The 25,479-nt window shown below is 68.6% G+C and carries 26 protein-coding genes; 12 read left to right on the forward strand and 14 right to left on the reverse strand.

Annotation, left to right across the window (positions count from 1 at the left end):
* Positions 1-56 precede the first annotated feature (56 nt).
* Genes rraA through CAURIS_RS11025 form a run of 3 tightly spaced genes read left to right on the forward strand, consistent with a single transcriptional unit; the run spans position 57 to position 2,864 of the window.
* Entirely contained in the window at positions 57-554 is a 498-nt protein-coding gene (gene rraA, locus CAURIS_RS11015; RefSeq protein WP_290342113.1) for a ribonuclease E activity regulator RraA, read from the forward strand.
* An 18-nt stretch (positions 555-572) separates the two neighbouring features.
* Positions 573-1,364 carry an Fpg/Nei family DNA glycosylase gene (locus CAURIS_RS11020; protein ID WP_290342114.1) on the forward strand — a complete coding sequence of 264 codons (792 nt, stop codon included), beginning with the start codon at positions 573-575 and terminating at the stop codon, positions 1,362-1,364.
* 9 nt (positions 1,365-1,373) lie between these two features.
* Complete coding sequence (locus CAURIS_RS11025) at positions 1,374-2,864, forward strand: bifunctional ADP-dependent NAD(P)H-hydrate dehydratase/NAD(P)H-hydrate epimerase (protein WP_290342115.1); 1,491 nt, start codon at positions 1,374-1,376, stop codon at positions 2,862-2,864.
* On the opposite strand, the gene CAURIS_RS11030 is transcribed toward CAURIS_RS11025, so the two are convergent.
* Positions 2,815-3,558 carry a YwaF family protein gene (locus tag CAURIS_RS11030; protein ID WP_290342116.1) on the reverse strand — a complete coding sequence of 248 codons (744 nt, stop codon included), beginning with the start codon at positions 3,556-3,558 and terminating at the stop codon, positions 2,815-2,817. The genes CAURIS_RS11025 and CAURIS_RS11030 overlap by 50 nt on opposite strands.
* Positions 3,559-3,717: 159 nt before the next feature.
* Here CAURIS_RS11030 and CAURIS_RS11035 point away from each other — a divergent pair, with 159 nt between their 5' ends.
* Complete coding sequence (locus tag CAURIS_RS11035) at positions 3,718-4,839, forward strand: MFS transporter (RefSeq protein WP_290343390.1); 1,122 nt, start codon at positions 3,718-3,720, stop codon at positions 4,837-4,839.
* A gap of 102 nt (positions 4,840-4,941) precedes the next feature.
* Positions 4,942-6,105: an LLM class flavin-dependent oxidoreductase gene (locus CAURIS_RS11040; protein ID WP_290342117.1), complete on the forward strand. Its 1,164-nt coding sequence runs from the start codon at positions 4,942-4,944 to the stop codon at positions 6,103-6,105.
* On the opposite strand, the gene CAURIS_RS11045 is transcribed toward CAURIS_RS11040, so the two are convergent.
* Together CAURIS_RS11045 and CAURIS_RS11050 are read right to left on the reverse strand one after the other, a co-directional pair.
* Positions 6,102-6,761 carry an ABC transporter ATP-binding protein gene (locus tag CAURIS_RS11045; protein ID WP_290342118.1) on the reverse strand — a complete coding sequence of 220 codons (660 nt, stop codon included), beginning with the start codon at positions 6,759-6,761 and terminating at the stop codon, positions 6,102-6,104. The genes CAURIS_RS11040 and CAURIS_RS11045 overlap by 4 nt on opposite strands.
* On the reverse strand, positions 6,762-7,733 hold the full coding sequence (locus tag CAURIS_RS11050) for an ABC transporter permease (RefSeq protein WP_290342119.1): 972 nt from the start codon (positions 7,731-7,733) through the stop codon (positions 6,762-6,764).
* A gap of 449 nt (positions 7,734-8,182) precedes the next feature.
* Here CAURIS_RS11050 and CAURIS_RS11055 point away from each other — a divergent pair, with 449 nt between their 5' ends.
* Positions 8,183-9,532: an IS256 family transposase gene (locus CAURIS_RS11055; protein ID WP_290342120.1), complete on the forward strand. Its 1,350-nt coding sequence runs from the start codon at positions 8,183-8,185 to the stop codon at positions 9,530-9,532.
* Here CAURIS_RS11055 and CAURIS_RS11665 read toward each other — a convergent pair.
* Positions 9,483-9,716: a transposase gene (locus CAURIS_RS11665; RefSeq protein ID WP_353959237.1), complete on the reverse strand. Its 234-nt coding sequence runs from the start codon at positions 9,714-9,716 to the stop codon at positions 9,483-9,485. The two genes, CAURIS_RS11055 and CAURIS_RS11665, sit on opposite strands and share 50 nt — an antisense overlap.
* A gap of 134 nt (positions 9,717-9,850) precedes the next feature.
* Between CAURIS_RS11665 and CAURIS_RS11060 the strand changes: the two genes are divergently transcribed.
* Genes CAURIS_RS11060 through CAURIS_RS11070 form a run of 3 tightly spaced genes read left to right on the forward strand, consistent with a single transcriptional unit; the run spans position 9,851 to position 12,470 of the window.
* Positions 9,851-10,960 carry a sensor histidine kinase gene (locus CAURIS_RS11060; RefSeq protein WP_290342121.1) on the forward strand — a complete coding sequence of 370 codons (1,110 nt, stop codon included), beginning with the start codon at positions 9,851-9,853 and terminating at the stop codon, positions 10,958-10,960.
* On the forward strand, positions 10,961-11,560 hold the full coding sequence (locus tag CAURIS_RS11065; protein ID WP_290342122.1) for a response regulator: 600 nt from the start codon (positions 10,961-10,963) through the stop codon (positions 11,558-11,560).
* A gap of 10 nt (positions 11,561-11,570) precedes the next feature.
* Complete coding sequence (locus CAURIS_RS11070; RefSeq protein ID WP_290342123.1) at positions 11,571-12,470, forward strand: ribokinase; 900 nt, start codon at positions 11,571-11,573, stop codon at positions 12,468-12,470.
* On the opposite strand, the gene CAURIS_RS11075 is transcribed toward CAURIS_RS11070, so the two are convergent.
* Positions 12,467-13,639: a multidrug effflux MFS transporter gene (locus CAURIS_RS11075; protein WP_290342124.1), complete on the reverse strand. Its 1,173-nt coding sequence runs from the start codon at positions 13,637-13,639 to the stop codon at positions 12,467-12,469. The genes CAURIS_RS11070 and CAURIS_RS11075 overlap by 4 nt on opposite strands.
* A gap of 71 nt (positions 13,640-13,710) precedes the next feature.
* Here CAURIS_RS11075 and CAURIS_RS11080 point away from each other — a divergent pair, with 71 nt between their 5' ends.
* Positions 13,711-15,018: an IS1096 element passenger TnpR family protein gene (locus CAURIS_RS11080; RefSeq protein WP_290342125.1), complete on the forward strand. Its 1,308-nt coding sequence runs from the start codon at positions 13,711-13,713 to the stop codon at positions 15,016-15,018.
* On the opposite strand, the gene CAURIS_RS11085 is transcribed toward CAURIS_RS11080, so the two are convergent.
* Genes CAURIS_RS11085 through CAURIS_RS11095 form a run of 3 tightly spaced genes read right to left on the reverse strand, consistent with a single transcriptional unit; the run spans position 15,002 to position 16,142 of the window.
* The gene (locus tag CAURIS_RS11085) at positions 15,002-15,274 is read right to left on the reverse strand and encodes a DUF202 domain-containing protein (protein ID WP_290342126.1); all 273 of its coding nucleotides are present in this window, start codon (positions 15,272-15,274) and stop codon (positions 15,002-15,004) included. The genes CAURIS_RS11080 and CAURIS_RS11085 overlap by 17 nt on opposite strands.
* 14 nt (positions 15,275-15,288) lie before the next feature.
* A complete protein-coding gene (locus CAURIS_RS11090; RefSeq protein ID WP_290342127.1) occupies positions 15,289-15,657 on the reverse strand; it encodes a YidH family protein in 369 nt (122 codons plus the stop codon).
* 11 nt (positions 15,658-15,668) lie between these two features.
* The gene (locus tag CAURIS_RS11095; protein ID WP_290342128.1) at positions 15,669-16,142 is read right to left on the reverse strand and encodes a VanZ family protein; all 474 of its coding nucleotides are present in this window, start codon (positions 16,140-16,142) and stop codon (positions 15,669-15,671) included.
* Between the two features lie 34 nt (positions 16,143-16,176).
* On the opposite strand from CAURIS_RS11095, the gene CAURIS_RS11100 reads away from it, so the two are divergent.
* Positions 16,177-17,172 (forward strand): acrylyl-CoA reductase family protein, encoded by a 996-nt coding sequence (locus CAURIS_RS11100; RefSeq protein ID WP_290342129.1) that lies wholly within the window; start codon positions 16,177-16,179, stop codon positions 17,170-17,172.
* On the opposite strand, the gene CAURIS_RS11105 is transcribed toward CAURIS_RS11100, so the two are convergent.
* Genes CAURIS_RS11105 through CAURIS_RS11115 form a run of 3 tightly spaced genes read right to left on the reverse strand, consistent with a single transcriptional unit; the run spans position 17,169 to position 22,691 of the window.
* Positions 17,169-18,125 (reverse strand): hypothetical protein, encoded by a 957-nt coding sequence (locus CAURIS_RS11105; RefSeq protein WP_290342130.1) that lies wholly within the window; start codon positions 18,123-18,125, stop codon positions 17,169-17,171. The genes CAURIS_RS11100 and CAURIS_RS11105 overlap by 4 nt on opposite strands.
* 53 nt (positions 18,126-18,178) lie before the next feature.
* A complete protein-coding gene (gene leuS, locus CAURIS_RS11110; RefSeq protein WP_290342131.1) occupies positions 18,179-21,007 on the reverse strand; it encodes a leucine--tRNA ligase in 2,829 nt (942 codons plus the stop codon).
* Positions 21,000-22,691, reverse strand: coding sequence for a dihydroxyacetone kinase family protein (locus tag CAURIS_RS11115; RefSeq protein ID WP_290342132.1), 1,692 nt, complete (start codon positions 22,689-22,691; stop codon positions 21,000-21,002). Before CAURIS_RS11115 ends, leuS begins: the two co-directional genes overlap by 8 nt.
* Positions 22,692-22,788: 97 nt before the next feature.
* On the opposite strand from CAURIS_RS11115, the gene CAURIS_RS11120 reads away from it, so the two are divergent.
* The gene (locus tag CAURIS_RS11120) at positions 22,789-23,910 is read left to right on the forward strand and encodes a glycerol dehydrogenase (RefSeq protein WP_290342133.1); all 1,122 of its coding nucleotides are present in this window, start codon (positions 22,789-22,791) and stop codon (positions 23,908-23,910) included.
* Here CAURIS_RS11120 and CAURIS_RS11125 read toward each other — a convergent pair.
* The 3 genes from CAURIS_RS11125 to CAURIS_RS11135 form a co-directional block, all read right to left on the reverse strand.
* The gene (locus CAURIS_RS11125) at positions 23,907-24,188 is read right to left on the reverse strand and encodes a hypothetical protein (RefSeq protein WP_290342134.1); all 282 of its coding nucleotides are present in this window, start codon (positions 24,186-24,188) and stop codon (positions 23,907-23,909) included. The genes CAURIS_RS11120 and CAURIS_RS11125 overlap by 4 nt on opposite strands.
* Before the next feature lie 341 nt (positions 24,189-24,529).
* On the reverse strand, positions 24,530-24,832 hold the full coding sequence (locus CAURIS_RS11130; RefSeq protein ID WP_290342135.1) for a hypothetical protein: 303 nt from the start codon (positions 24,830-24,832) through the stop codon (positions 24,530-24,532).
* 16 nt (positions 24,833-24,848) lie between these two features.
* Positions 24,849-25,454: a TetR/AcrR family transcriptional regulator gene (locus tag CAURIS_RS11135; protein ID WP_290342136.1), complete on the reverse strand. Its 606-nt coding sequence runs from the start codon at positions 25,452-25,454 to the stop codon at positions 24,849-24,851.
* Positions 25,455-25,479: the final 25 nt, after the last annotated feature.

Raw genomic sequence — 25,479 nt, forward strand, 5'->3', positions numbered from 1 at the left:
AAACCGCAGGGTTTCCCCTTTTTGCGTAGACGCCCCCTGAGAACGAGGAGAAATCCATGCCATCCTGCATAGCAACAGCAGACATCGCCGACCTCTACGGCGACCAGGAGCAGCTGGCCAGCTGCGACACCCAATTCATCAACTTCGGCGGCCTCACCTCGTTTTGCGGGGAGATTGTCACCATCACCTGCTTCGAGGACAACGGCCTGGTGAAAAAGACCCTCAACTCCCCCGGCCGGGGCAAGGTCTTGGTCGTCGACGGCCACGGCAGCGTGCACACGGCCCTGATGGGTGACAAGATCGCGCAGGCGGGCGTGGACAACGGCTGGGCCGGCGTGGTCATCAACGGCGCGATCCGCGACTCCGCCGCGGTGGCGACCATGCAGATCGGCTGCAAGGCGCTGGGCACCAACCCGCGCAAGTCCTCCAAGGACGGCGTCGGCTCCGTCAACTCGCGCGTGGTCATCGGCGGCGTGGAGTTCCACCCCGGCCACTTCCTGTACGCGGACGCGGACGGCATCGTGGTCACCCCGGAGCCCATCGACCACGACTAGCGCCCTTAAGGTGGGGGCATGCCCGAAGGCCACGTTCTACACCGGCTTGCCCACCACCTCAACGCGCACTTCCGCGGCGCCCCCTTGGAGGCCTCCTCGCCCCAGGGCCGCTTCGAGGCCTCGCCTATCGACGCCTCCCTCCTGCTCCGGGCCGAGGCCTTCGGCAAACACCTTTTCATGGCGTTTTCCTCCGGTCACACCGTCCACATCCACCTCGGCCTCATCGGCTCGCTGCGCTTCGAGCCACCCGCCGAGGTGCGGGGCCAGATCCGGCTGCGCCTAGTCTCCGCCGAGCAGGCTGCGAACCTGCGCGGCCCCCAGACCTGCCGCTACGTCTCCCCCGTGGAGCAGCAGGAAATTCTGGATACCGCCGGCGAAGACCCGCTGCGCGAGGACGCCGACCCGGACGCGCTGTGGGAGCGGGTTCACGCTTCCCGGCGTTCCATCGGCTCGCTGATGATGGACCAGAAGCTTTTCGCCGGGGTGGGAAACATCTACCGCGCCGAGCCCCTTTTTCGCCTTGGTATCTCACCCTTTCTTCCGGGCCGTGACCTCGCTCGGGAGGAATTCGATGCGCTCTGGGCAGACCTTGTCGCACTCATGCACTACGGGGTAGAGCACGGACGCATAGACACCGTGCGCCCCGAGCACTCGCCAGAGGCGATGGGGCGCGCCCCGCGGGCGGACGATCACGGCGGCGAGGTCTACGTTTACCGCCGCGCCGGCGAGCCCTGCCTTGTCTGCTCCACGCCGATCGCAGTGAAAAAGGTGGAGGGGCGCAACCTGTTCTGGTGCCCGGGCTGCCAGTAGCATGGCGGCATGTTCCACACGGCCTACACCGCAGAACAGATCCGCGCGGCGGAAAAACCTCTGATCAGCGCGCAATCCGCGCCGGATGAACTGATGAAGCAGGCGGCGCACGCCGCCTTCCGCACCGCCGAGGCGATGCTCGGCGCACCCTCGCGGGTGCTTCTGCTGGTGGGCAAGGGCGGCAACGGCGCAGACGCGCTCTACGCGGGCGCCGAACTTGCCCTCGCCGGGCACCGCGTCGACGCGTGGTGCGTGTTCGGCACCGCCCATTCCCCCGCCCTCGAGGCGTTGCGCAACGCCGGGGGCCGGGTTCTTTCGGCCCCGCCGAACGATCTTTACGATTTGCTCGTCGACGGGGTGGTCGGCCTCGGCGGCTCCGGGAGCCTGCCCGCCGAGCTGGAGCGGACCCTTACGGCGGCGCGCCAGGTGCTCGCCATCGACGTTCCCAGCGGGATCGACGCGGATACGGGTGAGGCCGCCGACGTGCACGTCGTGGCCGACGTCACCGTGACCTTCGGCGGTTGGCGGCTCGCCCACGCGCTCGCCCCCGAGTGCGGCACGCCTGTCGTGGCCGACATCGGCGGACTATCGCGCGAGCTGCGCTCCGTGGCGGGTGTGACGGTCGCGCGCGCCACCTGCCCGCAGCGCTCTTGGCCGGACGGCCTGGTGCCCCTCGGGCCGCTTTCGGGGCCTTCCCTCGAGCCCGGCGCGCGCGATGACAAGTACTCCGGCGGCGTGGTGGGCATCCGCGCCGGTAGCAGCACCTACCCCGGCGCGGCAATCCTCTGCGTGGCGGGCGCGGTCGCGGCGACCTCCGCGATGGTCCGCTACGCGGGACCGCAGGCCATAGAGGTCGTGCGCGCGCACCCCGAGGTCGTCGCGGCGCCGACTCTGGAGCAGACCGGCCGCGTCCAGGCGTGGGTGTACGGCCCCGGCGCCGGCACCGACGACGCCGCCGCCCGCGAGCTCGCGTCGCTGCTGGCGCGCGAGGAGCCCGTGCTTATCGACGCCGACGGCCTGACCCTCCTGGCCGAGCACGAGCACCTCCGCCACGCGCTGCGCGAGCGGCGCGGCCCCGCGGTGGTCACGCCCCACGACGGCGAAGCGAAGCGCCTCGCCTCGGCGGTGGGCCTGGAGGACAAAGACCGCCTCACCTCGGCCCGCGAGCTCGCCGATCGCCTGGGCTGCACCGTTGTGCGGAAGGGGCGCTCCACCATCATCGCGGAGCCCAACGGTGGGGAGTGCTCCATCGTTGAGGCGGGCAATTCATGGGCGGCCACCCCCGGCTCGGGCGACGTCCTGGCCGGTGTTGCGGGTGCCCGGATGGCGCGCGGCGAAGGCCTGCTCCACGCCGTGCAGGTCCACGCGGCGGCGGCCAAGCTGGCGGCCGCGACGCCCTACGGCGAGGCCCCCACCTCGGCCAGCGCCATCGCAGCGCACGTTCGCTCCGCTACCGCGCTCCTCTCCGGCGCCGGTTGTGCGGCCACAGCCAGGTCATGATCGCCCACCCGCCGATAACGCCGACCGCGGCGACGGGGATGTAGTAGGGCCAGCGCCCCATGAGCTGCAGGATGGACCAGCCGCGCGGGTAGCCGGAAAGGAAGACGTAGTTGCCGCCGGTGAGGCGGTTGACCTGGGTGGCAAAGGCAGCCCAGGCGAGCGTGATGGCCGTGGTCACGCGGAAGTCGCGCCACGTGGGGCGGTACCCGAGAGCGAAGGTGAGCACGGTGGGCACCACGAGGGCGGCGGAGTGGAAGAACCAGTAGGCGAGCTCCTGCAGCTGCGGCCGGTCAAGCACGTAGGCCATGTCCGGGAACAGCAGCGCCATGGGGTTGAGCAGAAAGCCCCAGTAGTAGGACAACGCGGTGGCGGTCGGGGCGCCCGTGGCCAGGGCGAGCGGCGTGATCACGCGCAGGATGTCGGTGATGTGGAAGGGAGCTGTCTCGTCCCACACGATGCGCGAGGGGGACAGCACCCACAAGTAGTAGACGAGGGAGCAGGCGCCGAGGACTGCGCCGGCGACCTTGCGAGCCGCCTTCACCGTGGAGCGCGGCAGCGAACGCACCGCCACGACGAGGACGCCGCACAGCGTAATGAGGAGAACCAGGACGCCAAGGTGGCGGCGATCGAACTGGGTGATCGTGCGGTAGGACCTGCCGTTGCGTGAGGTCCAGTCAGGCGGGGTGTAGGGCATGGCGTGCAGTATTTCCGAGGTTGCGTTGAATGATAAGGCACACTATCACACACGCCCAGCTTGTTCGCAGGTTCGGCGCCGTTCGCGCCCACTGCCCCGGAGGTCTATTTTGTGCCTGTGCCCACCACCGACAAATTCCCCCTCCTGCCGCTCGCGGCGATGGGCTTCGCCGCCTTCGTCTACGTCACCTACGAGATGTTCGTCGTCGGCCTCATCACCCCGATGGCCGCGGACCTGGGGGTCACGGAGGGCAGCATCGGGCTGCTCATGACGGTGTACGCGGGGGTGGTGGCCGTGGTCACCATCCCGCTGATCTCCTGGACGAGCCACCTCGACCGGCGCCCCGTCTACATAGCCACCCTCTTCTTCCTCGCCGCGGGCGTGGTCCTGCAGGCCACCGCGCTCAACTACGCGATGCTCGCGGCCGCCCGCGTCACCGCCGCGCTCACGCACGGCGTTTTCTGGTCCCTGGTCAACCCCATGGCGGCGCGCCTCGCCGGGCCGGGGCGCACGGGCAAGGCCGTCGCGGTGGTATCCATGGGCTCGACGATGGCACTCGTGGCGGGCTCTCCTCTGGCCACGTTCCTCGGCGGCACCGTCGGCTGGCGGGCGGCCACGTGGGCGATCGGGGCGGGCGTGGCCCTGTCGGTCGTGGTGCTGTTGGCCACGCTGCCGCCGATGCCGGCGGTGCGGGCACAGGCGGGCGACGAGGAGGCCCGGGCCCGCTCCGCGTTGCCCTCCCTCATCGTGTTCCTTCTGCTCGCGGTCACTTCGGTGTTTGTCACCTACACCTACCTGGGCCTCATCATCGAGCGCGTCACCGCGCCCGAGCTGGTCGCCCCGGGGCTGTCGCTCTACGGGCTGTTCGGCGTTGTGGGTGTGGTGGTGGCCGGGCGGCGTGTGGACAAGCGCATGCTGCGGATGAACGGGCTCGCCCAGGTGTTGCTGCTGCTGGCGGCGGCCGCGGGGTTGGGCGCGCTCGCGGCGCAGGGGGTCGCCGCCCTAGTGCTGGTGTTCCTGCTCGTGGCGGCGATTGGCACGGGCGCGGGGGCACAGCCGACGTCGGCGACCACGCTGTTCCTCTTCGCGGGCCGCGAGAACCAGGACCGCGCCTCGGCGATCTACGTGGTCACGTTCCAGGTGGGCATCGCCTCGGGCTCGGCGCTCGGGGCGCTGACCGTCGACGCGGGTTTCCTGCCCGGCACGCTGCTCGCCACGGCCGCCCTCGCGCTCGGGGCGGGCGCGGTGCTTACGCTGTGGTCGCGTCCGTTGCTGCGGTAGACCGATCGGTCCCTCTCTTCACCTTCGCGCTGGTGACCGTATTTAATTCGCCGTGCATAGAGCGGTTGAGGTTGGACAGTTCTGTCTGCTTAGGTAAGGCGCATGGCTCTCACATTCCACTGGTTCCTCCCCACCGCAGGCGACGCCCGCACGATCGTCGGCGGCGGCCACGGCGCCGCCGCCTCCGGCACCCCCCGCCCACTCAGCCTCAGCTACCTGACGCAAACCGCGCTCGCCGCCGAGCAGAACGGCTTTGAATCCATGCTCATCCCCACCGGCCGCGAGTGCGAAGACGCCTGGCTTGCGGGGGCATCGCTTATCGACGCCACAGAGCGCCTCAAATTCCTCATCGCGCTGCGCCCCGGCCAGATCGGCCCGACGCTCTCCGCGCAGATGGCGACCACCTTTCAGAAGCTGTCCCGCAACCGCCTCCTCATCAACGTCGTCACCGGCGGCGAAGACTCCGAGCAGCGCGCCTACGGCGATTTCCTGACCAAGGAGGAGCGCTACGCCCGCTGCGCCGAGTTCCTCGACATTGTTACCTCCCTGTGGCGCGGCGAGACAGTGTCCCTCGACGGCGAGCACCTGCGCGTCGAGAACGCCAGCTTGCCGCGCCCGCCGGAGGTAGCGCCGACGGTGATGTTCGGTGGCTCCTCCGCGCCCGCCGGCGAGGTTGCTTCCCGCTTCGCAGACATCTACCTCACCTGGGGCGAGCCTCCGGCCCAGGCGCAGAGGAAGATCGAGTGGATCAGCACGCTTGCCGCCGAACGCGCCCGCCGCGTCTCCTCCGGTATCCGCTTTCACATCATCACGCGCGACACCTCCGAAGAAGCGTGGGGGGTGGCCCGTACCCTCCTCGCTGACATCTCCCCGGAGCAGGTAGCGAAGGCCCAGGCGGGGCTGGCGCGCTCCGCCTCCGAGGGGCAGCGCCGCATGGCGGAGCTGCACGGCCGAGGCGCCGCCTTCACCGCGGGCGCCTCGGAGCGTGACTTCGAGATCTACCCCAACCTGTGGTCCGGGGTCGGCCTCGTGCGCGGCGGCGCCGGCACCGCGCTGGTGGGCTCGCACAGCGAGGTCGCCGATCTGGTCCAGGAGTACGCCGGCGCGGGCTTCGAGCACTTCATCCTCTCCGGCTACCCCAACCTGGAGGAGACGTACCACGTGGGCGAGGGGCTCATCCCCGAGCTGCTGCGCCGCGGCGTGGCGGTGGCCAACCACGACGCCCCCGCTGCCCGGCCGGAGCGGCCGGTCGCTGCCGTCGATTAGCCAACCCGCGCCGGGGCCGCCTCGCGCACGCGGCCGTCCCTGACCTCGACAACCTCGTCGCCGTCTGAAATGAGGGAACGGTCGTGGGTAACAAAGGCACAGGCGATGTCGCCCTCGGTGACGAGAGTGCGCAGCAGGGACACGATCTCGTGGCTGCGCTCGCTGTCGAGGGCGGCGGTGGGCTCGTCGGCAAGAATGAGCGCGGGCTCGCCCATGAGCGCACGGGCGATGCCGACGCGCTGGCGCTGCCCGCCGGAAAGCTGCTGCATTTTCCTGCCGCCAAGACCCTCGAGGCCGACGGCGGCGAGCAGCTCGTCGGCGCGCTCCCGGCGGGGTGTGATCCCGCGGATGTGGTCGGTGACCAGCAGCTGGTCGCGCACGTTGAGCGCCCCGATGAGGTTGGCCTGCTGGAAAATCATGCCGATCTTCTCCAGACGCACCGCGTCGCTGACCGGGGCGCCGTCCACGAGTACCTCGCCCGCGTCGGGGGTGAGCAGTCCGGCCGCCGCCGAGAGGAGGGTGGACTTGCCGGAGCCGGACTCGCCGACGATGAAGGTGAGGTGGCCGGGGGTGGCTGCAAAGGAGATGGAGTCCAAGGCGGTGAGGCGCTCCCGGCCGTCCTGGAAGGTGACGGTGACGTTGTTCATGGTGAGCATTTAGGCGATACCTCCGAGTGCGAGCTGCGGTTCAATTTTCGTGATGGAGCGGGTGGCCAGCCACGCGCCGACCATGCCGAGGGCCCACAGGGCCAGCGGCGGGCCGACGATGGAGAGCACGCTGAGCTCGAAGGGAACGACGTTCGCCGCCGCCTGGCCGAGCCCGTACGCGATGGCCGTACCGGCAACGACGCCGGCCGCGAGGATCAGTCCGGCCTGGCCGAGGGCGTCCTTGCGCAGGTAGGAGTTCGACGCGCCGATGGCCTTCAAGATGGCCAGGTCGCGGGTGCGCTGAATGGTCCACACGGTCAAGAAGGCGACCGTAACCAGCGCGGCGATGGCGTAGAGGAAGCCCTGGATCATGAGCAAGGAGCCCTGCTCCGAGCCGTACGCCGGAAGCGCCGTGAAGGACTGGGGGAGCGTCATGCCGTCGTCGTCGCTGTTGAGCAGCACCGTTCCGTCGGCGTCTGTGTGCATCGCCTCCTGCCACGTCGCGGTGGGCACCCACAGGACGGGTGAGTGCGAGTAGTAGAGGTCCTCGCTCAGCGAGCCCACGCTAATCGACGCCCCACCTAGCTGCACCGTCTCCCCCTCCGCGGGGTCAAGGCCGTTCGAGGCGATGGCCTCGGCGCCGAGGGTCTGGCCGTCGGGAAGCGTCGTGCCCTCGGGAAGGCCGAGGATGGCGACGGACTCCTCGGAGCCGTCGGCGTGCTGCATGAGCGTCTCGCCCGTGCCCAGCGCGATCGCCCCGGGGCGCTTTTCGACGCGCGAGGTCGTGTACGAGGGCTCCTCCATATCCGCGAATGTCACCGAGGCGGGGTTGAGCGCCTCGAGCGCGGACGTGTTTTGCTTACCCAGGCCTGCGGTCAGTCCCGTCAGCATGACGACTAGCAGAGTGATCAGCCCGACGACGCCCACGATCAGGCTGAAGCGGCCCTTGGCGGACGTGATTTCTCTGATTCCTACGAACATGCCCCAATTGTGGGCCTGAGCAGGGGTTTGGCACATCGGGCGGGAGGTTGAACCTCGGGTCAACCGATTGGTTGATGAGCGCGCCGTCTACGATTCCGAAAAAAGGGCGCGAGAAGACACCACATGACAACATCAAGCTGTCCGATCAGACGAGAGGGAAGGCCACCCTGCACGAGTACTACGCGAACAGCAGCGATAGTTCGCGCTTTGCCTGTGTCAGTTCGAGCTTTTCCGTTCGTGGTGCTTCGCGGCGAAGAAGGCGGCTGCTTTTGACAGGAACTCATTATCGATCTTCGCTTAGGCCAACTCACGACGCAGGCGGGTAATCTCAGCGCGGAGATCAGCCTCGCTCATCCCGTCGGATGAGCCTCGTCGCTCGCGTTCGTTTTTGACGAGGGTGTCAGGAAGTTTGTGTGTGAGGCTCTGATCCAGAAGGAGTTTCACTGATAATGACTACCGTGTCACCGAAGAAAGGCCATGACCCGAGCAGGGTCAACGAGATCAGCGCGAAGCTGATGGAAAACCCGGAAATCGCCGCACTGATCGGCGAGCTATCAACCTCCGTCGACGATGCCAGCGACCTGGTCAAAGGTCTATTGCAAGCCTCGATCAACGCGGGTCTGCAGGCGGAGATGGACGCCCATTTGGGGTACGGGCACTCAGATCGCGCGGCCAAAGCCCAGGTAAGCCCCTCAAACGGTGACAATCACCGCAACGGGTCGTACACCAAAACTGTGGGCACCGGCTACGGCCCGGTGGACATCACAGTGCCTCGGGATAGAGCGGGCACGTTTCACCCGGTCATGGTGCCGAAAGGGGCACGCCGGCTGACAGAGCTCGATGACATGATCGTCTCGCTCTACGCCGGCGGAATGACGGTACGCGATATCCAGCACCACCTGGCATCGACCCTGGGGGTGGACATCAGCCCGGATACCATCAGTACCATCACCGATGCGGTCCTCGATGAGGTGATGGTGTGGCAAAACCGTCAGCTCGATGAGTTCTACCCGGTCATTTTCCTCGACGCGCTGCGGGTGAAAATCCGCGACGGTCACCGGGTGGTCAATAAAGCCTGCTACATGGCTGTTGGCATCGACATCGACGGGACCAAACACATCCTGGGACTATGGATCGCCGACAATGAAGGGGCTGCATTCTGGGCATCCGTGTGCGCGGACCTGGCGAACCGTGGAGTCAATGACGTGTTCATCGTCTGCTGCGACGGGCTCAAAGGCCTGCCTGAGGCCGTGGAAGCGACCTGGCCGAACTCGATGGTACAAACCTGCATCGTGCACCTGATCCGGGCCGCCAACAGGTGGGTGTCCTATAAGGACCGCAAATCTGTATCCAGCGCGCTGCGGCAGGTCTACACCGCACCGAACGAGGACGCCGCTTGCGCCGCCCTCGATGCCTTCGAAGCCTCGGAACTGGGGCGGAAGTACCCCCAGTCGGTGAAGGTCTGGCGTGATGCGTGGGAGAGGTTTATACCGTTTCTGCAGTTCCCGCCTGCAGCTCGCCGGGTGCTCTACACCACCAATGCCATCGAGTCGCTTAACGCTGAGCTGCGGAAAGCGACCCGCAACCGTGGCCAATTCCCCACGGATGCTGCGGCGTTGAAGACGCTGTGGTTGATGGTCTGCAACATCGAGGACAAACGCGCCGCCCAACGCGCGAAAAAAGCGAAGCGGGCAATCGACTGCAACGGCTATATTGAAGGGGCGAAAACCTCAGGGTGGAAACAAGCCATCAACCAACTATCCGTGGCCTACCCAGACCGGTTCGCCAACTACTTGTAAACCAAGCCCCCGCACACAAACAAACGGACACTCTCTTTTTGACCCACGCGCCCAAAAGGCCTGGGCTGACACCAATTTCCCCGGCTACATGCGCGATTGGGAGATCCGACTCGACCACGAGATTCGCAGCCTCACGCCGGTACGCGGGTGTGAACTTCTTTCGCGATTGACTCACAATGAACACCCTCTCCTACGGACACGCAATCCGTACACATCAGGTGCCCACCAAACGACGGTAACCCCACTCGTTCTTGCATAGGCGCGGGCCTTGATAGGCGCCACACACCCCACCGCATAACCCGGCTACGTTGAGAAACTATGACCCACACCAGCCGCATCCTCGTCTTCCTCCGCGTGAGCCTGCACGTGCTCGTCGCGGTTCTGCTCGTGGTGGGGCTGGCCACCGCGTGGCGCTCGCCCTGGCTGGTGGTCCTCGCCGGCGTCTTCTCTGCGGTGTACCTGGCGGGCACGGTGTGGCACAACGAGAACCGCCCGTACACCAAACCCGCCTCCTGGGCCTGGCTGGCGGTGGTGTGCGCGCTGTGGGTGGCGCTGGCTCTAGCCTCCCCGGCCTTTGTGTGGCTGGAGTTCCCCCTGGTCATCATCGCTATCTATCTTCTGCCCCTCGCGGCCGGCATTCTCGTGTCGGCGGCGGTCCTGGCGTTCACGGTCTCGATCACCTACCCAATGAGTGGCGTCGGGGGAGTGATCGGCCCAACCATCGGCACCCTTCTGGCCATCCTCATCGTCCTGTCCTACAAGGCCTTGCGTGCCGAGGTTGAGCACTACAAGGAGCTCGTGCACGAGCTCCAGGCTGCGCAGCTGGAGCTCGCCGCCGCGGAGCACGAGGCGGGCGTCAACCAGGAGCGCGCACGCCTGTCGCGCGAGGTCCACGACACGATGGCGCAGGGGTTGAGTTCGATCGTCCTGCTCGGCCGGGCGCTGGACAAGCAGATCACGGACGAGGGCGCGCGGCGCACCCTGGACACCATCCGCCAGGTCGCCGCGGACAACCTCGCGGAGGCGCGCCGCTTCGTCGCGGTCAACGCGGGCCCGCGCGAGCCTTTGCCACAACGGATCGAGCGGCTGGCGCGCGCCGCGGAGGAGCGCCAGCGCGCCCTCGGGGCGCCGCTTCGCGTGCGCGTTAGCGCGGTGGATGTGGGGGAGCCGGGGGCGTCGATTAGCGAGCGCGTCGTGCGCGAAGGTTTGAGCAACGTGGTGCAGCACGCGAACGCCACCGAGGCCGTGGTCACCGTGGATATGCTGGGTGACGTTGTCACCGTCGACGTCTTCGACAACGGTCGCGGCATCGCCGGGCCCGAGGGCTTCGGCCTGAAAGGCCTGCGGGCGCGCGTCGAGGAAGCCGGCGGCGAACTCACCGTGGAGGGCAACGTGCTCGCCGCGACGATTCCGCTGAAGGAGCGCTAGATGATTCGCGTCATGCTTCTCGACGACCACCCCGTCGTCCGCGCCGGCCTGCGCGCCGTGCTCGATTCCTTCGGCGACATCGAAGTCGTCGCCGAGGGCGCCTCCGGGGACGTGGAGGTGCCGGGTGGGGTCGACGTCGTGGTCACCGACATCCAGATGCCCGGCGCGGACGGCATCGAGGTCACGCGCCGCCTCGTCGCCGCGAGCGGGCCGCCAGTGCTCATCCTCACCACCTACGACACGCAGGCCGACGTCGTCGCCGCCGTCGAGGCGGGCGCGCTCGGCTACCTGCTCAAGGACGCCCCAGAGCAGGAGCTTCACGACGCCGTCGTGTCCGCATCCCGCCGCGAGCGCGTCCTGTCGCCCCAGGTCGCGGGCGTTCTCGCCGAACGCGTCATGCGCCCCGACGAGGCGCTGTCCTCCCGCGAGATCGAGATCCTCCAGGCGCTGCAGACCGGTGCGTCCAACCGGGAGATCGCCGCCCAGCTGTTCATCTCGGAGGCGACCGTGAAGACGCACCTGATCCACATCTACAGCAAGCTCGGCGTGGATAACAGGACGGCGGCCGTCGATAAGGCCCGCGAGCGGCGCATCATCTAACGTGGGTGCCATGAGTGCCATCGCCGTCGTCGGCTCCATCAACGCGGACCTGTTCGTGCTGGTCCAGCGCCACCCCGAGCCGGGTGAGACCCTGATCGGCTCGGACGGGGGCGTTTCCGCCGGGGGCAAGGGCGCGAACCAGGCCGTCGCCGCCGCCCGCCTTGGCGCGGACGTGCGCATGGTCGGCGCCGTGGGCGAGGACGCCTACGCCGAAGCCGCGCTCGAGCACCTGCGCAGCACCGGGGTGGACCTCAGCGACGTCGCTGTCGAGCCCGGCGCGACCGGCCTGGCGGTGATCACCGTGTCCGCGGACGGGGAGAACACCATCATCGTGGTGCCCGGCGCAAACGCCTCCGTCGACGCCGCGCGCGTGTCGGCCGCCGCCGAGGCCATCTCCGGCGCCGGCATCGTCCTGCTGCAGGGGGAGATCCCGGCCTCCGGATTCTCCGCGGCAGTGCGCGCAGCCACCGGGCGCGTGGTGGTCAACCTGGCCCCCGTGGTGCCGGTGCCCCTCGGCGACCTGTTCGCCGCCGACCCCCTGGTGGTCAACGAGCACGAGGCGGGCCTGGTCCTGAAGATGCTCGGCACCGCCCCCGTCGCCTCGGAGGAGCGGATGGCCGCGCTACTCATCGAGCTCGGCTTCCACTCCGTGGTGATCACGCGCGGCGCGCGCGGGGCCGTCGTCGCCGAGGGCGCGCGCGTCGAGGTGATCCCGCCCGCGCTCGTCGACGCCGTCGACTCCACCGGCGCCGGGGACGCCTTCGTCGGCGCGCTGGTGTACCGCCTCGCCGAGGGGGACGCGCTGATCCCCGCCGCGCGCTTCGCCGCCCGGGTCGGCGCCTTCGCCGCCACCCGGCGCGGGGCGCAGACCTCCTACCCGGCGGAGGGTGACGCGCTGCCCGAGCTTTAGGGCCTGGTCAACACCACGACCGCGGCCAGCGCCAGCCCCTCGCAGGCCATGACGGAAAGCGCCACCGTCTGCAGGTGGTTCGCCCCCAACGCCGCGAGCGGGGCGGTCCCGGCGGAGACCAGGAACTGGAAAAAGCCCATCGCGCCGCTGCCGGAACCGGTGCCGATATCGCGAACCACCTCCACCCCGAGCGCGGTGGCGTTGGCCATGGTGAAACCGGAGGTCAGCAAGAGCACAGTCAGAAGCGTCACGGTCGCCGGAAGCGTCGGCGCGGCCTGAGCGAGGGCGAACAGGGCGGCGCCCGTGGCCAGGTTCACCGCCAGCGCGCCGCGCAGCAGGGTGCGCGGGTGGACGCGGGTGACCACCCGCATGTTCGCCGCGTTGGAGGCGGGCAGTAACAGGGCCATGGAGCCGAAGATCACGGCGTAGAGGGTGGGGGAGGCCCCGAGCTGGGACTGCAGGACGAGCGGGGAGGCGGCGATGTAGGAAAACAGCGAGCCGAAGCCCAGGCCGGAGGCCAGCATGTAGCCGACGAAGGCGGGGCGGCGCAGGCAGCGGGCGATGCGGGGGAGAAGACCCCGGAGCGCGCGGTCGGAGCGTCGAGAAGCAGGCAGCGTTTCCCCGAGGGCGAACGCGGCGACGAGGAACTGGGCGACGTTGATGGTGGCGAGGGTCCAGAAGACGCCGCGCCAGCCGAAGGCGGGCAACAGCATCCCGCCGAGGACGGGCGCGATGGCGGGGACGAAGCCGGTGATGGCCATGAGCCCGGAGAAGGCCCGCGCGGCTTGCCTGCCGGCCGCCACGTCCGGGATGATCGCGCGCGCGACCACCATGGCCGCGCCGCCCGCCAGCCCCTGGGCCACGCGCCCGGCGATGAGCGCCTCGATCGAGGGAGCGAGCGCGCACAGCACCGAGGCGAGGAAGAAGGCCGCGGAACCGATGAGGATGGGGCGGCGGCGCCCGGTGGAATCGGAGACCGCGCCGAAGAAGAGGTTGCCCACCGCCATGCCGACCATGAACCCCGTAATGGTCAGCTGCGCCATCGCCGGGGTGGTACCGAGGTCGTCTGCAAGGGCGGGCAGGCCCGGCAGGTACATGTCGATGCCGAGCGGACCCGTGGCGGTAAGCAGTGCGAGGGCGAAAAGGAGCCCACCCGTCAAGGAGGTCACTCACCATATCTAGCCCATGACCCCGTTTCGGCAAAACGCGCGAGGGGGGACCAGCAACTATTGTTTAACCCATGATCGTCTCGCTTCTCCTGACAGTCGAAAAGTCGCAGCCCCTGATGTCTCGGCTTGTCAACGTGGAGGATTCGATGAACCTGGGGGAGCTCTCGCACGTCATCGACGCCGCCTTCGGCTTCTCGGGCGCCGCGAGCCACCTCTACATGGGGCCGGAAAGCAACGCGGCGCGCCGGGAGGTGCTCTCCGCCACGCCGGGGGAGGGCGAGCGCGCCGAGGAGGAGGTGCTGGTTGCCCACATCAAGGAGATGACCTACGTCTACGACCCGAGCGCCAATTGGAACATCACCGTCGAGGTGCTGGGTTCCTCCCACCTCGACGGGCCCACGCCGCTGCTTATCGACGCCCTCGGGCCCGACGTGGTGGAAGCGTGCAACGGCCCGGCCATGATGACGCGCTTCCACGCGGAGGCCCGCCGGATCACCGCGGGACTCGGCCCGCAGATGGACGTCGCCCCCCTGCTGCTGAGCTTCTTGCCGGTGATGAGCCCGGAGCGCCTGCTGCAGCGGCTCACCCAGGCGGACCAGGTGACGGTGGCGGAGCGGATTAGCTACGTCGCCGAGGACCTCTTCCTCGACGCGGCCGACCTGCTGGGGGATGACCCCAGCGCCCCGCAGTACGCGGAGGAGTTCGAGCACTTCCTGGAATCGCGGCCCGACCTGCGCGAGATCCTTTCGCTCGACCCCAACCCGGAGCGCAACCCCGCGCTCATCGCGGCGATGGCGCAGTTCCTCGAGGACGCGCTCGGCAACGAGGACGACGCGGAGGACCGCGTGCGCGAGGCGCTGTGCGTGTTCCTCTGGGAGGTGCTGTCGCAGCCGCAGCAGCGCATCAAGCTCACCTCCACCGGATCCCTGCCCCCGGTCCACGTGACCAGCATCGCCCAGGAGCTCGGGGTGAGCCTCTTCTCGCCGCGCCCGCGCGAAAGCTCCATGCCGTCGGTACGCACCATCCGCCAGGCCATGGTCGAAAGCGGCCTGCTCAGCGAGTCGAACGGCTGGCTTCGGGCGACCGCGCGCGGCGAAATGTTCCTCGACGACCCGTACAGCGTGGAGACCATGAGCAACGAGCTGCGTTCCGGCTTCGAGCGCGCCGTCGGGGCCGAGGAGTGGCACACGATCCTCAGGTGGCTCGTCGGCGTCTACGGTCTAAAGGAGGGCGAGCCCCGGGTGGTCCCGCGGGACGAAGACGCCGCCCGGGATCTCATGATGGCCCTCGGCGTGCTCGAGGAGACGGAGTTCCAGGACGTGCGCATCACCCCCGGCGGGCAGTCCTTCCTGTCGCACATGCTCAACGCAGGGCAATAAGCGCGAGCCCGATGCCGCCGAACATGAGCATCATGAAGGTGGTCAGCGCGACGGCCCCCGTGCGCGGCTGCACGCTGTGGGTCGGCCGGTTGAGCGCGATGATCGCCAGGCCGTGCGCGACGAGCAGGAGGATCGCCGGGGTGACCAGCGCGGGGTAGGCGTCGGACCAGCGCAGAAGGACCATGGAGACGACCATCGTGGCCAGGGCGGTGCGCGTCCACGACAGCGCGGTGCGCTCGGGCTGCGTTTCGTGCATGGGAGTTTCGCGCACTAGAACAGCCCGAGAAAGATGGCCAGGCAGGCGACGACGATGGCGACGCCGAGCAGCGGGGCGATCGCGGGGGCGGGCAGCGGCCGGGCGTGGCGCAGCGCCCGCTCGAGGCGCACCCAGCGCAGGGCCGCGCCCAGCGAGATCGCCATGGCTGTGAGGACCAGCAGCGCCGCCGCGATAGAGCGCGGTCCCTCCGCCAACCCCGGCAACCCAAGCGCCTCGAGCGCGATGCCGCCGGCGAGGAACGCGAGGGCTGTGCGCGTCCAGGCGAGGAAGGTGCGCTCGTTGGCGAGGGTGAAACGCGGGTCGGGCTCCTCCCCGTCCGGAAACACACGCCGGGTGAACCACCCGCGCTGCTGCTGCGTCATGGTGGCTCATTCTAACCCCAGTTCTGCACCAGCCACAGCCCAGCGAAGGCCGCCACGACAACTATCGCGCCGAAGGCGCACGCCACCACCGCCGCGCGGTAGCCGCGCCGGGTCAGGCGTCCCGCCAGCCACCCGCCGAGCGCGGCGCCGAGGGTGTTGAAGATGAGGTCGTCGATGTCGGTGTAGCCGGTGGCGGTGACAAACTGGGTCAGCTCGATGGCCAGGCTCAGGCCGGCGCCGACGGGCACCGCACGGCGCCGCGCGAGCAGGCCGACCGGAACGAACAGCGCGACGTTGCCGAGGAAGTTCAGCCACGGGCCGTACCACACGGTCGGCTGGGAGAACTCCTGCAGCGGGATCAGCCGAATCTCGCGCAGCGCCTGGACGCTGGCATCCCACAGCGGCCCGTCGACGTAAGCCTTGCCCACCGTGATGCACACGACCGCGGCGAGCACGAGAATCCACGCCGGAATCGTCTTTCGCACCGGGCCAAGCTTATACGCGCGTACCCTGGCGCCCATGACACACAGCGAAGCACAGACCCTCATTGTCACCGAGGCGGGCCCGGAGATCGTGGACACCGCCCCCGAGCACGCGGGGGAGGGCGACACCCTCATCGAGGTCAGCCACTCCTCCGTCAACTACAAGGACGCGATGGCGCTCGACGGCAACCGCGCCGTGTTGCGTTCCCTGCCCACGGTGCCCGGCATCGACGCCGTGGGCACGGTCCTTTCCTCGCCCACGCTTGACGAGGGCACCCTCGTCACCGTCAACGGCTTCGGCATCGGCGAGCACCGCCACGGCGGGTTCACCCCCCGCATGCGTATCGACGCCCCCCTGATCACCCGGGTCCCCTCGCGTTTCGACGCCCCCACCGCCGCCGCCATCGGCACCGCCGGCTACACCGCGGCGCTGTCCGTGGCCGCCCTCGAGCGCGCCCTTCACCCCCTGGACGCGCTGGAAGCCGACGAGCGCGGCCCCGTCCTGGTCACCGGCGCGACCGGCGGCGTGGGCTCCATCGCCGTGCAGCTTCTCGCCTCGCGCGGCTTCACCGTCCACGCCCTGACCGGCCGAGTCGCCGAGCACGGCGAGTGGCTGCGCTCCCTCGGCGCCGCCGAGGTGGTCGACCGGGCCGAGCTTTCGGAGGAGGGCGCGAAGCCCCTGCAGAAGCAGCGTTACGGCGCCGTGGTGGACGCGCTCGGCGGGGTGCCGCTGGCCAACGCCCTCGCGCAGGTGACGTGGGGTGGCGTGGTCACCGCCTGCGGCCGCGCCGCCGACATCGACCTTCCCACCAGCGTCCTGCCCTTCATCCTGCGCGGCGTCCAGCTCATCGGGGTCAACTCGGTGGATGCACCGGTTGCGCTGCGCGAGGAGGCGTGGGAACTGCTGGCGCAGTCGCTGGACACGGATAAGCTGCGCTCCTCCGTGCGCACCGTGTCGCTGGAGGGCGCGATCGACGTCGGCCGGGAGCTGCTCGCAGGCACCGGCCACGGCCGCGCCGTGGTCGAGCTTTAAGCGTCGGCGGGAACCGGCCCGCCCGAGACCTGGCGGTAGGCGTAGGTCTGAGCCAGGAAGGTGGCGGGCAGGACCACGATCAGGCCGAGGCCGAGCAGCAGGGAGCCGACCACGGCGAGCACGAGGGCGATTAGCACGAACAGCAGGCCCCACCCGTAGTTGCGCCCGCCGGCGGCCACGCCCTCCTTGATGCAGGTGCCGAAGTCGGCGGCGTTGTCGGCCGCGTACAGCATCGGGAAGAGGAAGAACGGGGAGATGAGGAACATCCCGAGGCCCACCACAGCGAGGATCTTCCCCATGGCACCCAGAACCCCCAGCAGGGCATCGACGTTGGCGGCCTCGATGTCCGCCGGGTCGATCGCGGCAAGGCGGTCGACGAATTCGCCGCCGAAAATGAGGCTGCCCAGGAAGGTGAAGAGGAAGCTAAACAGCACGGAGACGACGAGGAGGACGAAGACCATCCCTAGGGCCGGACCGTAATTCGGCGACCTCAACCCGTCGAACTTCCAGTCCTTAACCAGGGTATTCAGCAACGCCAGGGAGAATAGCGCCGGGTAGAGGAAGAGCATCGCCACGGACAGCAGGTTCGCCAGCAGCGGGGCGAAAATGCTGAGGACGAAGATGCCGAGGAAGAACAGCGCTCCGACGGTGATCCACAGCTTCCAGTTGGCGAAGGTGGCTTTGAACCCGAAGCCCCAGGCAGCGAACGGGTTCATCTTCCCGGTGCCGCGGCGGTGCACCCAGCCGTTCGCCTGCGGGTCGTTCACCGGGTGGAGCTGCTGGCCGTCACCGTAGGCGCCGTCCACCAGGCGGGTGCCGTGGAGGTGCAGCGCGCCGTGGGCGGCGTTGACGTCGAAGGCCCCCGGCCCGTAGTTTTCGGCTTCGTAATAATCGCCAGAGCCGTAATTGTCAGATGTGGGGTACTCGAAGTCCCCGTAGTCGCGGTTGCTCATTTTGTCCAACTTTCCTAGGCAATAGGGTCAACCGCGAGGGTAGCAAAGGTCACCTATTTCACGACGAGGTTGACCATGCGGCCGGGCACGGCGATCACCTTCACCACGTTCTTGCCCTCGGTGAGCTCGGCGACGCGGGCGTCGTCACGCGCGGCGGCCTCCATCTCCTGCGGGGTGGCGTCGGGCGCGACCTGGATGCGGGCGCGGACCTTGCCGTTGATCTGCACGGGGACCTCCACGGTCTCGTCAACGAGCAGCGATTCGTCGAAGGTGGGGAAGGGCTCGAAGGTGACCGTGTCGGCGTGGCCGAGCGTGGACCACAGCTCCTCCGCAATGTGCGGGGCGAGCGGGGAGACCATCTGCACGAGCGGCTCGACCGCGGCCCGCGGCACCGCGCCCGAGTACGCCTTGGTGAGGTGGTTGACGTACTCGATGAGCTTGGCCACCACGGTGTTGTCGCGCAGGTTCTCGTAGTCCTCGCGCACGCCGGCGATGGTGCGGTGCAGCCGCTTCGCGTCCTCGCCGGTCAGCGCGGCCTCGTCCACGCGCAACTCGCCGGTCTCCTCGTCGACGACGAGGCGCCACAGGCGCTGCAGGAAGCGGTGCGCGCCGACGACGTCCTTCGTGGCCCACGGGCGGGAGGTGTCCAGCGGTCCCATCGACATCTCGTAGACGCGCAGGGTATCCGCGCCGAAGTCGCGGGCGATCTCGTCCGGGGCGACGGCATTCTTCAGGGACTTGCCCATCTTGCCGTACTCCTGCGTGACCTCCTCGCCGTGGTGGTAGAACCTGCCGTCCTTCTCCTCCACCTCGGCGGCGGGCACGTACACGCCGCGGGCGTCGGTGTAAGCGTAGGCCTGGATGTAGCCCTGGTTGTAGAGGCGTCGATACGGCTCGCGCGAGGTGACAAAGCCCAGGTCGTAGAGCACCTTGTGCCAGAAACGGGCGTAGAGCAGGTGCAGCACGGCGTGCTCGACGCCGCCGACGTAGAGGTCCACGCCGCCCGGGTCGTTCTCGCCGCGCGGGCCCGTCCAGTAGCGCTCGTTCTCGATGTTGCAGAACTCGTCCGCGTTCGTCGGGTCAATGTAGCGCAGCTGGTACCAGGAGGACCCCGCCCACTGCGGCATCACGTTGGTGTCGCGCCAGTACTTCTGCGTGCCGTGGCCCAGGTCGAGTTCCACCTCCACCCAGTCGGTGGCCTTCGCCAGCGGGGGAGAGGGCTCAGAATCGGCGTCGTCCGGGTCGAAGGAGACGGGCTTGTAGTCCTCCACCTCCGGCAGCTCCACCGGCAGCATGTCCTCCGGCAGGGAGTGCGCCTGGCCGTGTGCGTCGTAGACGATGGGGAAGGGCTCACCCCAGTAGCGCTGGCGGGCGAAGAGCCAATCGCGCAGCTTGTACTGGATTTTCTCGGTGCCCGAGCCGTTGTCTTCCAGCCACGCGATCGTCCGCGCGATCGCCTCTTCCTTGCCCAGGCCGTCCAGGTCCAGGCCAGCGGAGTTCGCGGAGTTGACGTGGGGGCCGTCGCCCGTGAACGCCTCCTGGGAGACGTCGCCGCCTTCGAGCACCTCCACGATGGGAAGGCCAAAAACGGTCGCGAACTCGTGGTCGCGCTCGTCGTGCGCCGGCACCGCCATGATGGCGCCCGTGCCGTAGCCGGTGAGCACGTAGTCCGCGATGAAGATGGGCACCTGCTCGCCGCTGACGGGGTTCGTGGCGTAGGAGCCGAGGAACACGCCCGTCTTTTCCTTATTTTCCTGGCGCTCCACGTCCGACTTCGCCGCGATGGCGCGCTTGTAGGAGGCGACAGCCTCCGCCGGGGTTGCGGCGTCATTCGTCCACCGCGTATCGACGCCCTCGGGGTACGCCTCGGCCGTCAGCGCGCCAACGAGCTCGTGCTCAGGCGCGAGGACGACGTAGCTGGCGCCGAAGAGCGTGTCGGGGCGGGTGGTAAAGACTTCGATGTCGCCCGCCTCCGAGGCGAAGGCGACCTGCGCGCCGCGGGAGCGGCCGATCCAGTTGCGCTGCATGGACTTGACCTTCTCCGGCCAGTCGAGAAGCTCGAGGTCGTCGAGGAGGCGGTCCGAGTAGGCGGTGATGCGCATCATCCACTGGCGCAGCCGCTTGCGAAAGACCGGGAAGTTCCCGCGCTCCGAGCGGCCGTCGGCGGTGACCTCCTCGTTCGCGAGCACCGTGCCCAAGCCCGGGCACCAGTTCACCATCGACTCCGAGAGGTAGACGAGGCGGAACTCGTCGATCGCCGCGTACTTCTCCTCCGTGCTCAGGTCGCGGAAGGCGCGGCCGTCCTTGCAGGTGCGCTCGCCCGTCATGAGCTCGCGCACGAGGTCCTCGATGGGGCGGGCCTTCTGCTGCTCCTCGTCGAACCAGGCGTTGTAAATCTGCAGGAAGATCCACTGCGTCCAGCGGTAGAACTCCGGGTCCGTCGTGGCCACGGACCGGCGGCGGTCATGGCCCAACCCCAGCGCGTCGAGCTGGCGGGTCATGGTGGCAATGTTCGCCTCCGTCGTCGTGCGCGGGTGCGTGCCCGTCTGGATCGCGTACTGCTCCGCCGGCAGGCCGAAAGCGTCGTAGCCGAGGGTGTGCAAGACGTTCTTGCCCAGCATGCGGTTGTAGCGGGCGTAGACGTCGGTGGCGATGTAGCCCAGCGGGTGCCCCACGTGCAGGCCCGCGCCCGAGGGGTAGGGGAACATGTCCTGGACATTGAGCTTGTCCTCGGGCAGCTGCGCGCCCGTCGCGAGGTCGCCCACCGGGTTCGGCGCGTTGAACGTGCCGTTGTCCACCCAATAGCGCTGCCACTTCTGCTCAATTTCGTTTGCCAGGCGCGCCGTGTAGCGAAACGCCGGCCCCTCCGTCGCGTTAGTCATGGTTAGACAGTGTAGTGGGGTAGTCGGTATCTCCGAACAGCCAGGTGATGAGGATCGCGCCCGGATCGGGCACATCCTTCGCGCTCTCGCCGAGGTAGGAGGCGCGCCCCTTCTTCGCCGACAACTCGCGGGTGCTGTCCACCCCCTCTGCCGCCGCCTCGAGTGCCACCGCGAGCGTCTCGCCGAAGTCGGCGGAGCTGTCGCGCTCGGCGACGGCCTGCGCCGCTGGGTAGAGCGCGTCGATCATGGTCTTGTCGCCGAGCTCCGCGCCGCCGAGCTCGCGAATCGCCTCGTACGCTGCCTTAAGGCCCGCCGCCAGGGCGCCCGTGGTCATCTCACCGTCGCACGCCCTTGCGAGCTCGGTGAACAGGGTGCCGAACACCGCGCCCGAGGTGCCGCCGGAGCGGACCAAGAAGCGGTGGGCGAGGCCGTCGAGGACGTCGCTGTCGCTGCCGCGCAGGGGCAGGGCAATGTCCCCGAACGCCGCGTCCACGTTCTCCCCAAAGTCGCCGTCACCGGCGAGGCGGTCCAGCTCCGTCAGGTCGTCCGAGCCCTCCTGCGCGCGTCGCACGAACTCGGTCAGCCAGCCGTTTTCCTTCCCTTCCGTGGGCAGCGTGTCGTCGAACGACGTCTCCGCCGGGCGGTACTCGGCCTCGCCGCCGAGGGCGCGGGGCCAGGCCGGGGCGGTCGTCGGGGCGTCGAGAAGCTCGGCGACCTCGTCCGTCAGGCGGGTGAGCGTGACGGAGACACCATGCATGTTCACCGAGGTGACGAAGGTGCCGGTGAGGCTGCGACGCACCGTGATGCCGCGCTCGCGAAGCCACGACAGCACCTCGCCGAACACCAGGTGGATCTCGAGCAGCGTGGTCCCGCCGAGGCCGTTGATGACGCAAGCGACCTCGTCGCCCTCCGTCAGGCCCAGCGCGTGCACGATGCCAGGCAGGATCGCCTTGACAATGTCGTGCGCCGGGGCGACGTCGACTCGGGCGACGCCGCGCTCGCCGTGGATGCCCACGCCGACTTCCATGTCGCCTTCGCCGAGGTCGAACGTGTCCCGGCCCGACGTGGGCAGGTGGCCCGGCGCGAGCGCGACCGCCATGCTCCGGGAGTTGTCGGCCACCCACTGCGCGATGTCGCGGACCGCCTCGAGGTCGTCGCCGCGCCGTGCGGCGGCGCCGGCCACCTTTTCGACGAGGATGGTCGCCGCGGTTCCCCGCCGACCCGGCCCCGACTTCTCCCCGGCCTCAGTGGCAATGTCCTCCTTGACCACCACGAACGCCGTCTCCACGTCGGGGTTCATGTTGCGCGCCACGGAGAAGTTCATGACGTCACCCGTGTAGTTCTTCACCACGTGGAGCACCCCGCGCCCCTGGTCTGCCCACTTCGTCGCCTCGGAGATCTGCACCGCGTTGGGGGAGGTGAACAGGTGGCCGGGGCAGGCAGCGGCGAGCATCCCGGGCCCGACGAACCCGGCGTGCATCGGCTCGTGCCCCGAGCCGCCGCCGGAGATCACAGCGACGGCGGGCTCACCGTCCTCGGTCACCACCGGCGAGGCCTGGCGGATAAAGCCGGACGTGTCCCACTCGGCATCGGGGTGGGCGGCGACCGTGCCCCCGAACGCTTGGGCGGAAAAATCGTGCGGGTCGTTGCGGAAGGAACGGATGATGGGTGCGTTGTCAGCCATGCGCCAAGACTAGCCCACGCCGCGGCGCCCGATGCCGACGTAGCATGGACGGCACGGGGCAAAACCCCAGTTCATTCGCCATAGGAAAGGAATACTCATGACCGAGGCATACACCCGCGATAAGACCTACACCGGCCCCTCCCGCTACGTCCAAGGCATCGACCTGATCGACCGCGCCGCCCACTACCTCAAGCCTCTTGGTACGGCACCGCTGATCATCGCCGACGAGGTCGTGTGGGACATCGCGGGCAAGCAGCTGCAGGAGAGCCTGCGTAACGACGGCATGGAAGCCACGCACGAGGTTTTCGGCGGAGAGGCCTCCCTCAACGAGATCGAGCGCATCGCCGACAAGGCCCGATCTGGCGACAGCGACGTCATCATCGGCCTCGGCGGCGGCAAGACCATCGACACCGCCCGCGGGGTGGCGGACAAGCTCGACGCGCCCGTTGCCATCTTCCCCACCGCCGTCTCCGCCGACGCACCGACCGCGCGCGTGTCCGTCATCTACACCGACGACGGGGTCTTCGACTCCTACCTCTTTTACGACCGCAACCCCGACCTCGTTGCCGTGGATACGCGCGTGATCGCCAACGCGCCCGTGAACACGCTGCGCTCTGGTCTCGGCGACGCGCTCGCCACCCTCGTCGAGGCCCGGGCCGTGCACCAGGCGAACGGCCGACGCATGGACGACGCCTCCCGCCCCACGCTCGCCGGGCTGGCCCTGGCCGAAAAGTGCGAAGAAACCCTCTTCGCCTACGCCCACCAGGCGCTGAAGGACGCGGAGGAGCACATCGTTTCCCCGGCCCTCGAGGCCATCTGCGAGGCGAACACCCTCCTGTCGGGCCTGGGCTTCGAAAACGGCGGCCTCGCGGCGATCCACGCGATCCACAACGGCTTCACCGCGCTCGACGGTGAGGTCCACTCGATGTCGCACGGCGAAAAGGTGTCCTTCGGCATCGGCGTCCAGCTGATGCTCACGGCTGCGCCGAAGGAGGAAGCGGACCGCTACTTCGGTTTCCTCCAGTCCGTGGGCCTGCCCACGACGCTCGAGGAGATGCACCTCGCGGACGCCACGGACGAGGACCTGTACAAGATCGCCGAGCTCGCCTGCTCCAGCGACGAAACGCTCAAGCAGCTGCCGGGCGAGTACACGCCCACTGACGTCGTGCAGGCGATCCGCGCTGCGGACCGCTACGCGCGTTCGTTCCGAGAGCGCTAAACGCGCTCCCACTGCACGTCGCACCCCAGGGCTTTGAGTACATCGACGGCTTCCGTCGTCGCCTCGTCGAGCCTGTCCGCGCTCCTGATGTCGAGCACGACGGTGTCCTGGGTGGTGGCGATTTCCTTGACCATCCACCCGTCGCGCCCACGGGTACCCAGGGGGTCAGCGGGCAGGTCTTCGAGCCATTCCAGGGCCGCCTGGCGGGCGCTGTCGCCCGTCACCGTGAGGCGCACCGTTTCCGGGGTCGTGTCGTCGTGGTCGTTGCGTTCGCTCATGCGGACCACAATACGGAGATTGTGAGGCGGCGGGCTCCCGCTGGAGCATGAACGCCTAGCGCCCACTGCGCCTAAGTCACTCTCCCGCTCCGTCCACCGCTTAGCCGCTTTTTGCCGCCTCTGCGGCCCATGGTGGCCAGGGCCTTGCGCTGGCTTGCGGTGGCGCCTTTCGCCGTGGGTGAGCCGTGGCAGTCGGTCGTGCCCTGGGTGACGTACCCGCGCACACGCCTGGCCATGGTCTGGCGGCCCCGCACTGGTGGCATCTCCGCAGCTCTGCCGTCGGCGCCTTCACGCTGGGCGATGGTGGACGCGCCCGTAGGCGTCAATGATCGCCGCATCGGTCATCCGCTGCCCCCCGCACGCAAGCGGTGCGCGGTCTTCAGCGCGTGGCGTAACGCCGTCTCGTCGCGTGCGGCGCGTCTCGGATTGATCCAGCGCACCAGAACACCGTCGATGAGATCCGGGTGGTAGCGGTCGGTTTCCTCGCCCCTCTTGACTTCGCTCTCGTCGGCGACCGCGCTGAATGCCTGGGCCAGCTCGCGACGGGCCCTGACCGTCTCGATGAGTTCGCGCCCGCTAGAGAACTCCTGGCGGGACGCGTTGTGCGGGAGTTGATTCGAAAGGTACTGCGGTGGCCGCCTCACACGTTCATGGGGCCCCTCACCGACAGTCGCAGATACACCACGCTAACGGACGCAACCGGTCACACGAGCCCCGCCAGCAGCGTGCGCAGGCCGAGGTCGAAGACGTGGTGGGGATTTTGGGCGTCGATAAGCACGTTGAACGACGCGCCGAAGATGAAGGACTCGAGGACCGCGACGACGTCCATCGCCTCGCGCTCATCGACGCCCGCCGGCGCACCACCGCGACGACCAGCTCGTACATCTCCACCGTCCCGCGCGCGCCGAATGTGGGCATCGTGCCCAGGTGCGCGATGAGGGCGCAGTGGCGCGACAGGACGTCCCGGTACGACACTCCCCAGGCGGTCAGCGCCTCGGCGGGCTCAATCTTGCCCGCCAAGCAGGCCTCGAGGGCAGCGGTGTCAACCTGCGCCATCACGGCGTCTTCGACGATGAAGAGCAGCTCCTCCTTGCCCGACACGTGGTTGTACAGGGCGCTGGGGGAGACACCGAGGGCGCGGGCGACGGCGGACATCGTGAGCTTGGCGTAGCCCTGCTGGGCGGCGATATCGAGGGCCGCCTTCGTGATCTTATCGCAGGTCACGATGGCCTTCGTCGGCCGTCCGCGTGAGCGTTGGGGGGACATGGTAACCACCTTGTATCTGTGAAAT

Origin of the sequence: Corynebacterium auris, from assembly GCF_030408575.1 — a bacterium.
Taxonomy (GTDB): Bacteria; Actinomycetota; Actinomycetes; order Mycobacteriales; family Mycobacteriaceae; genus Corynebacterium; species Corynebacterium auris.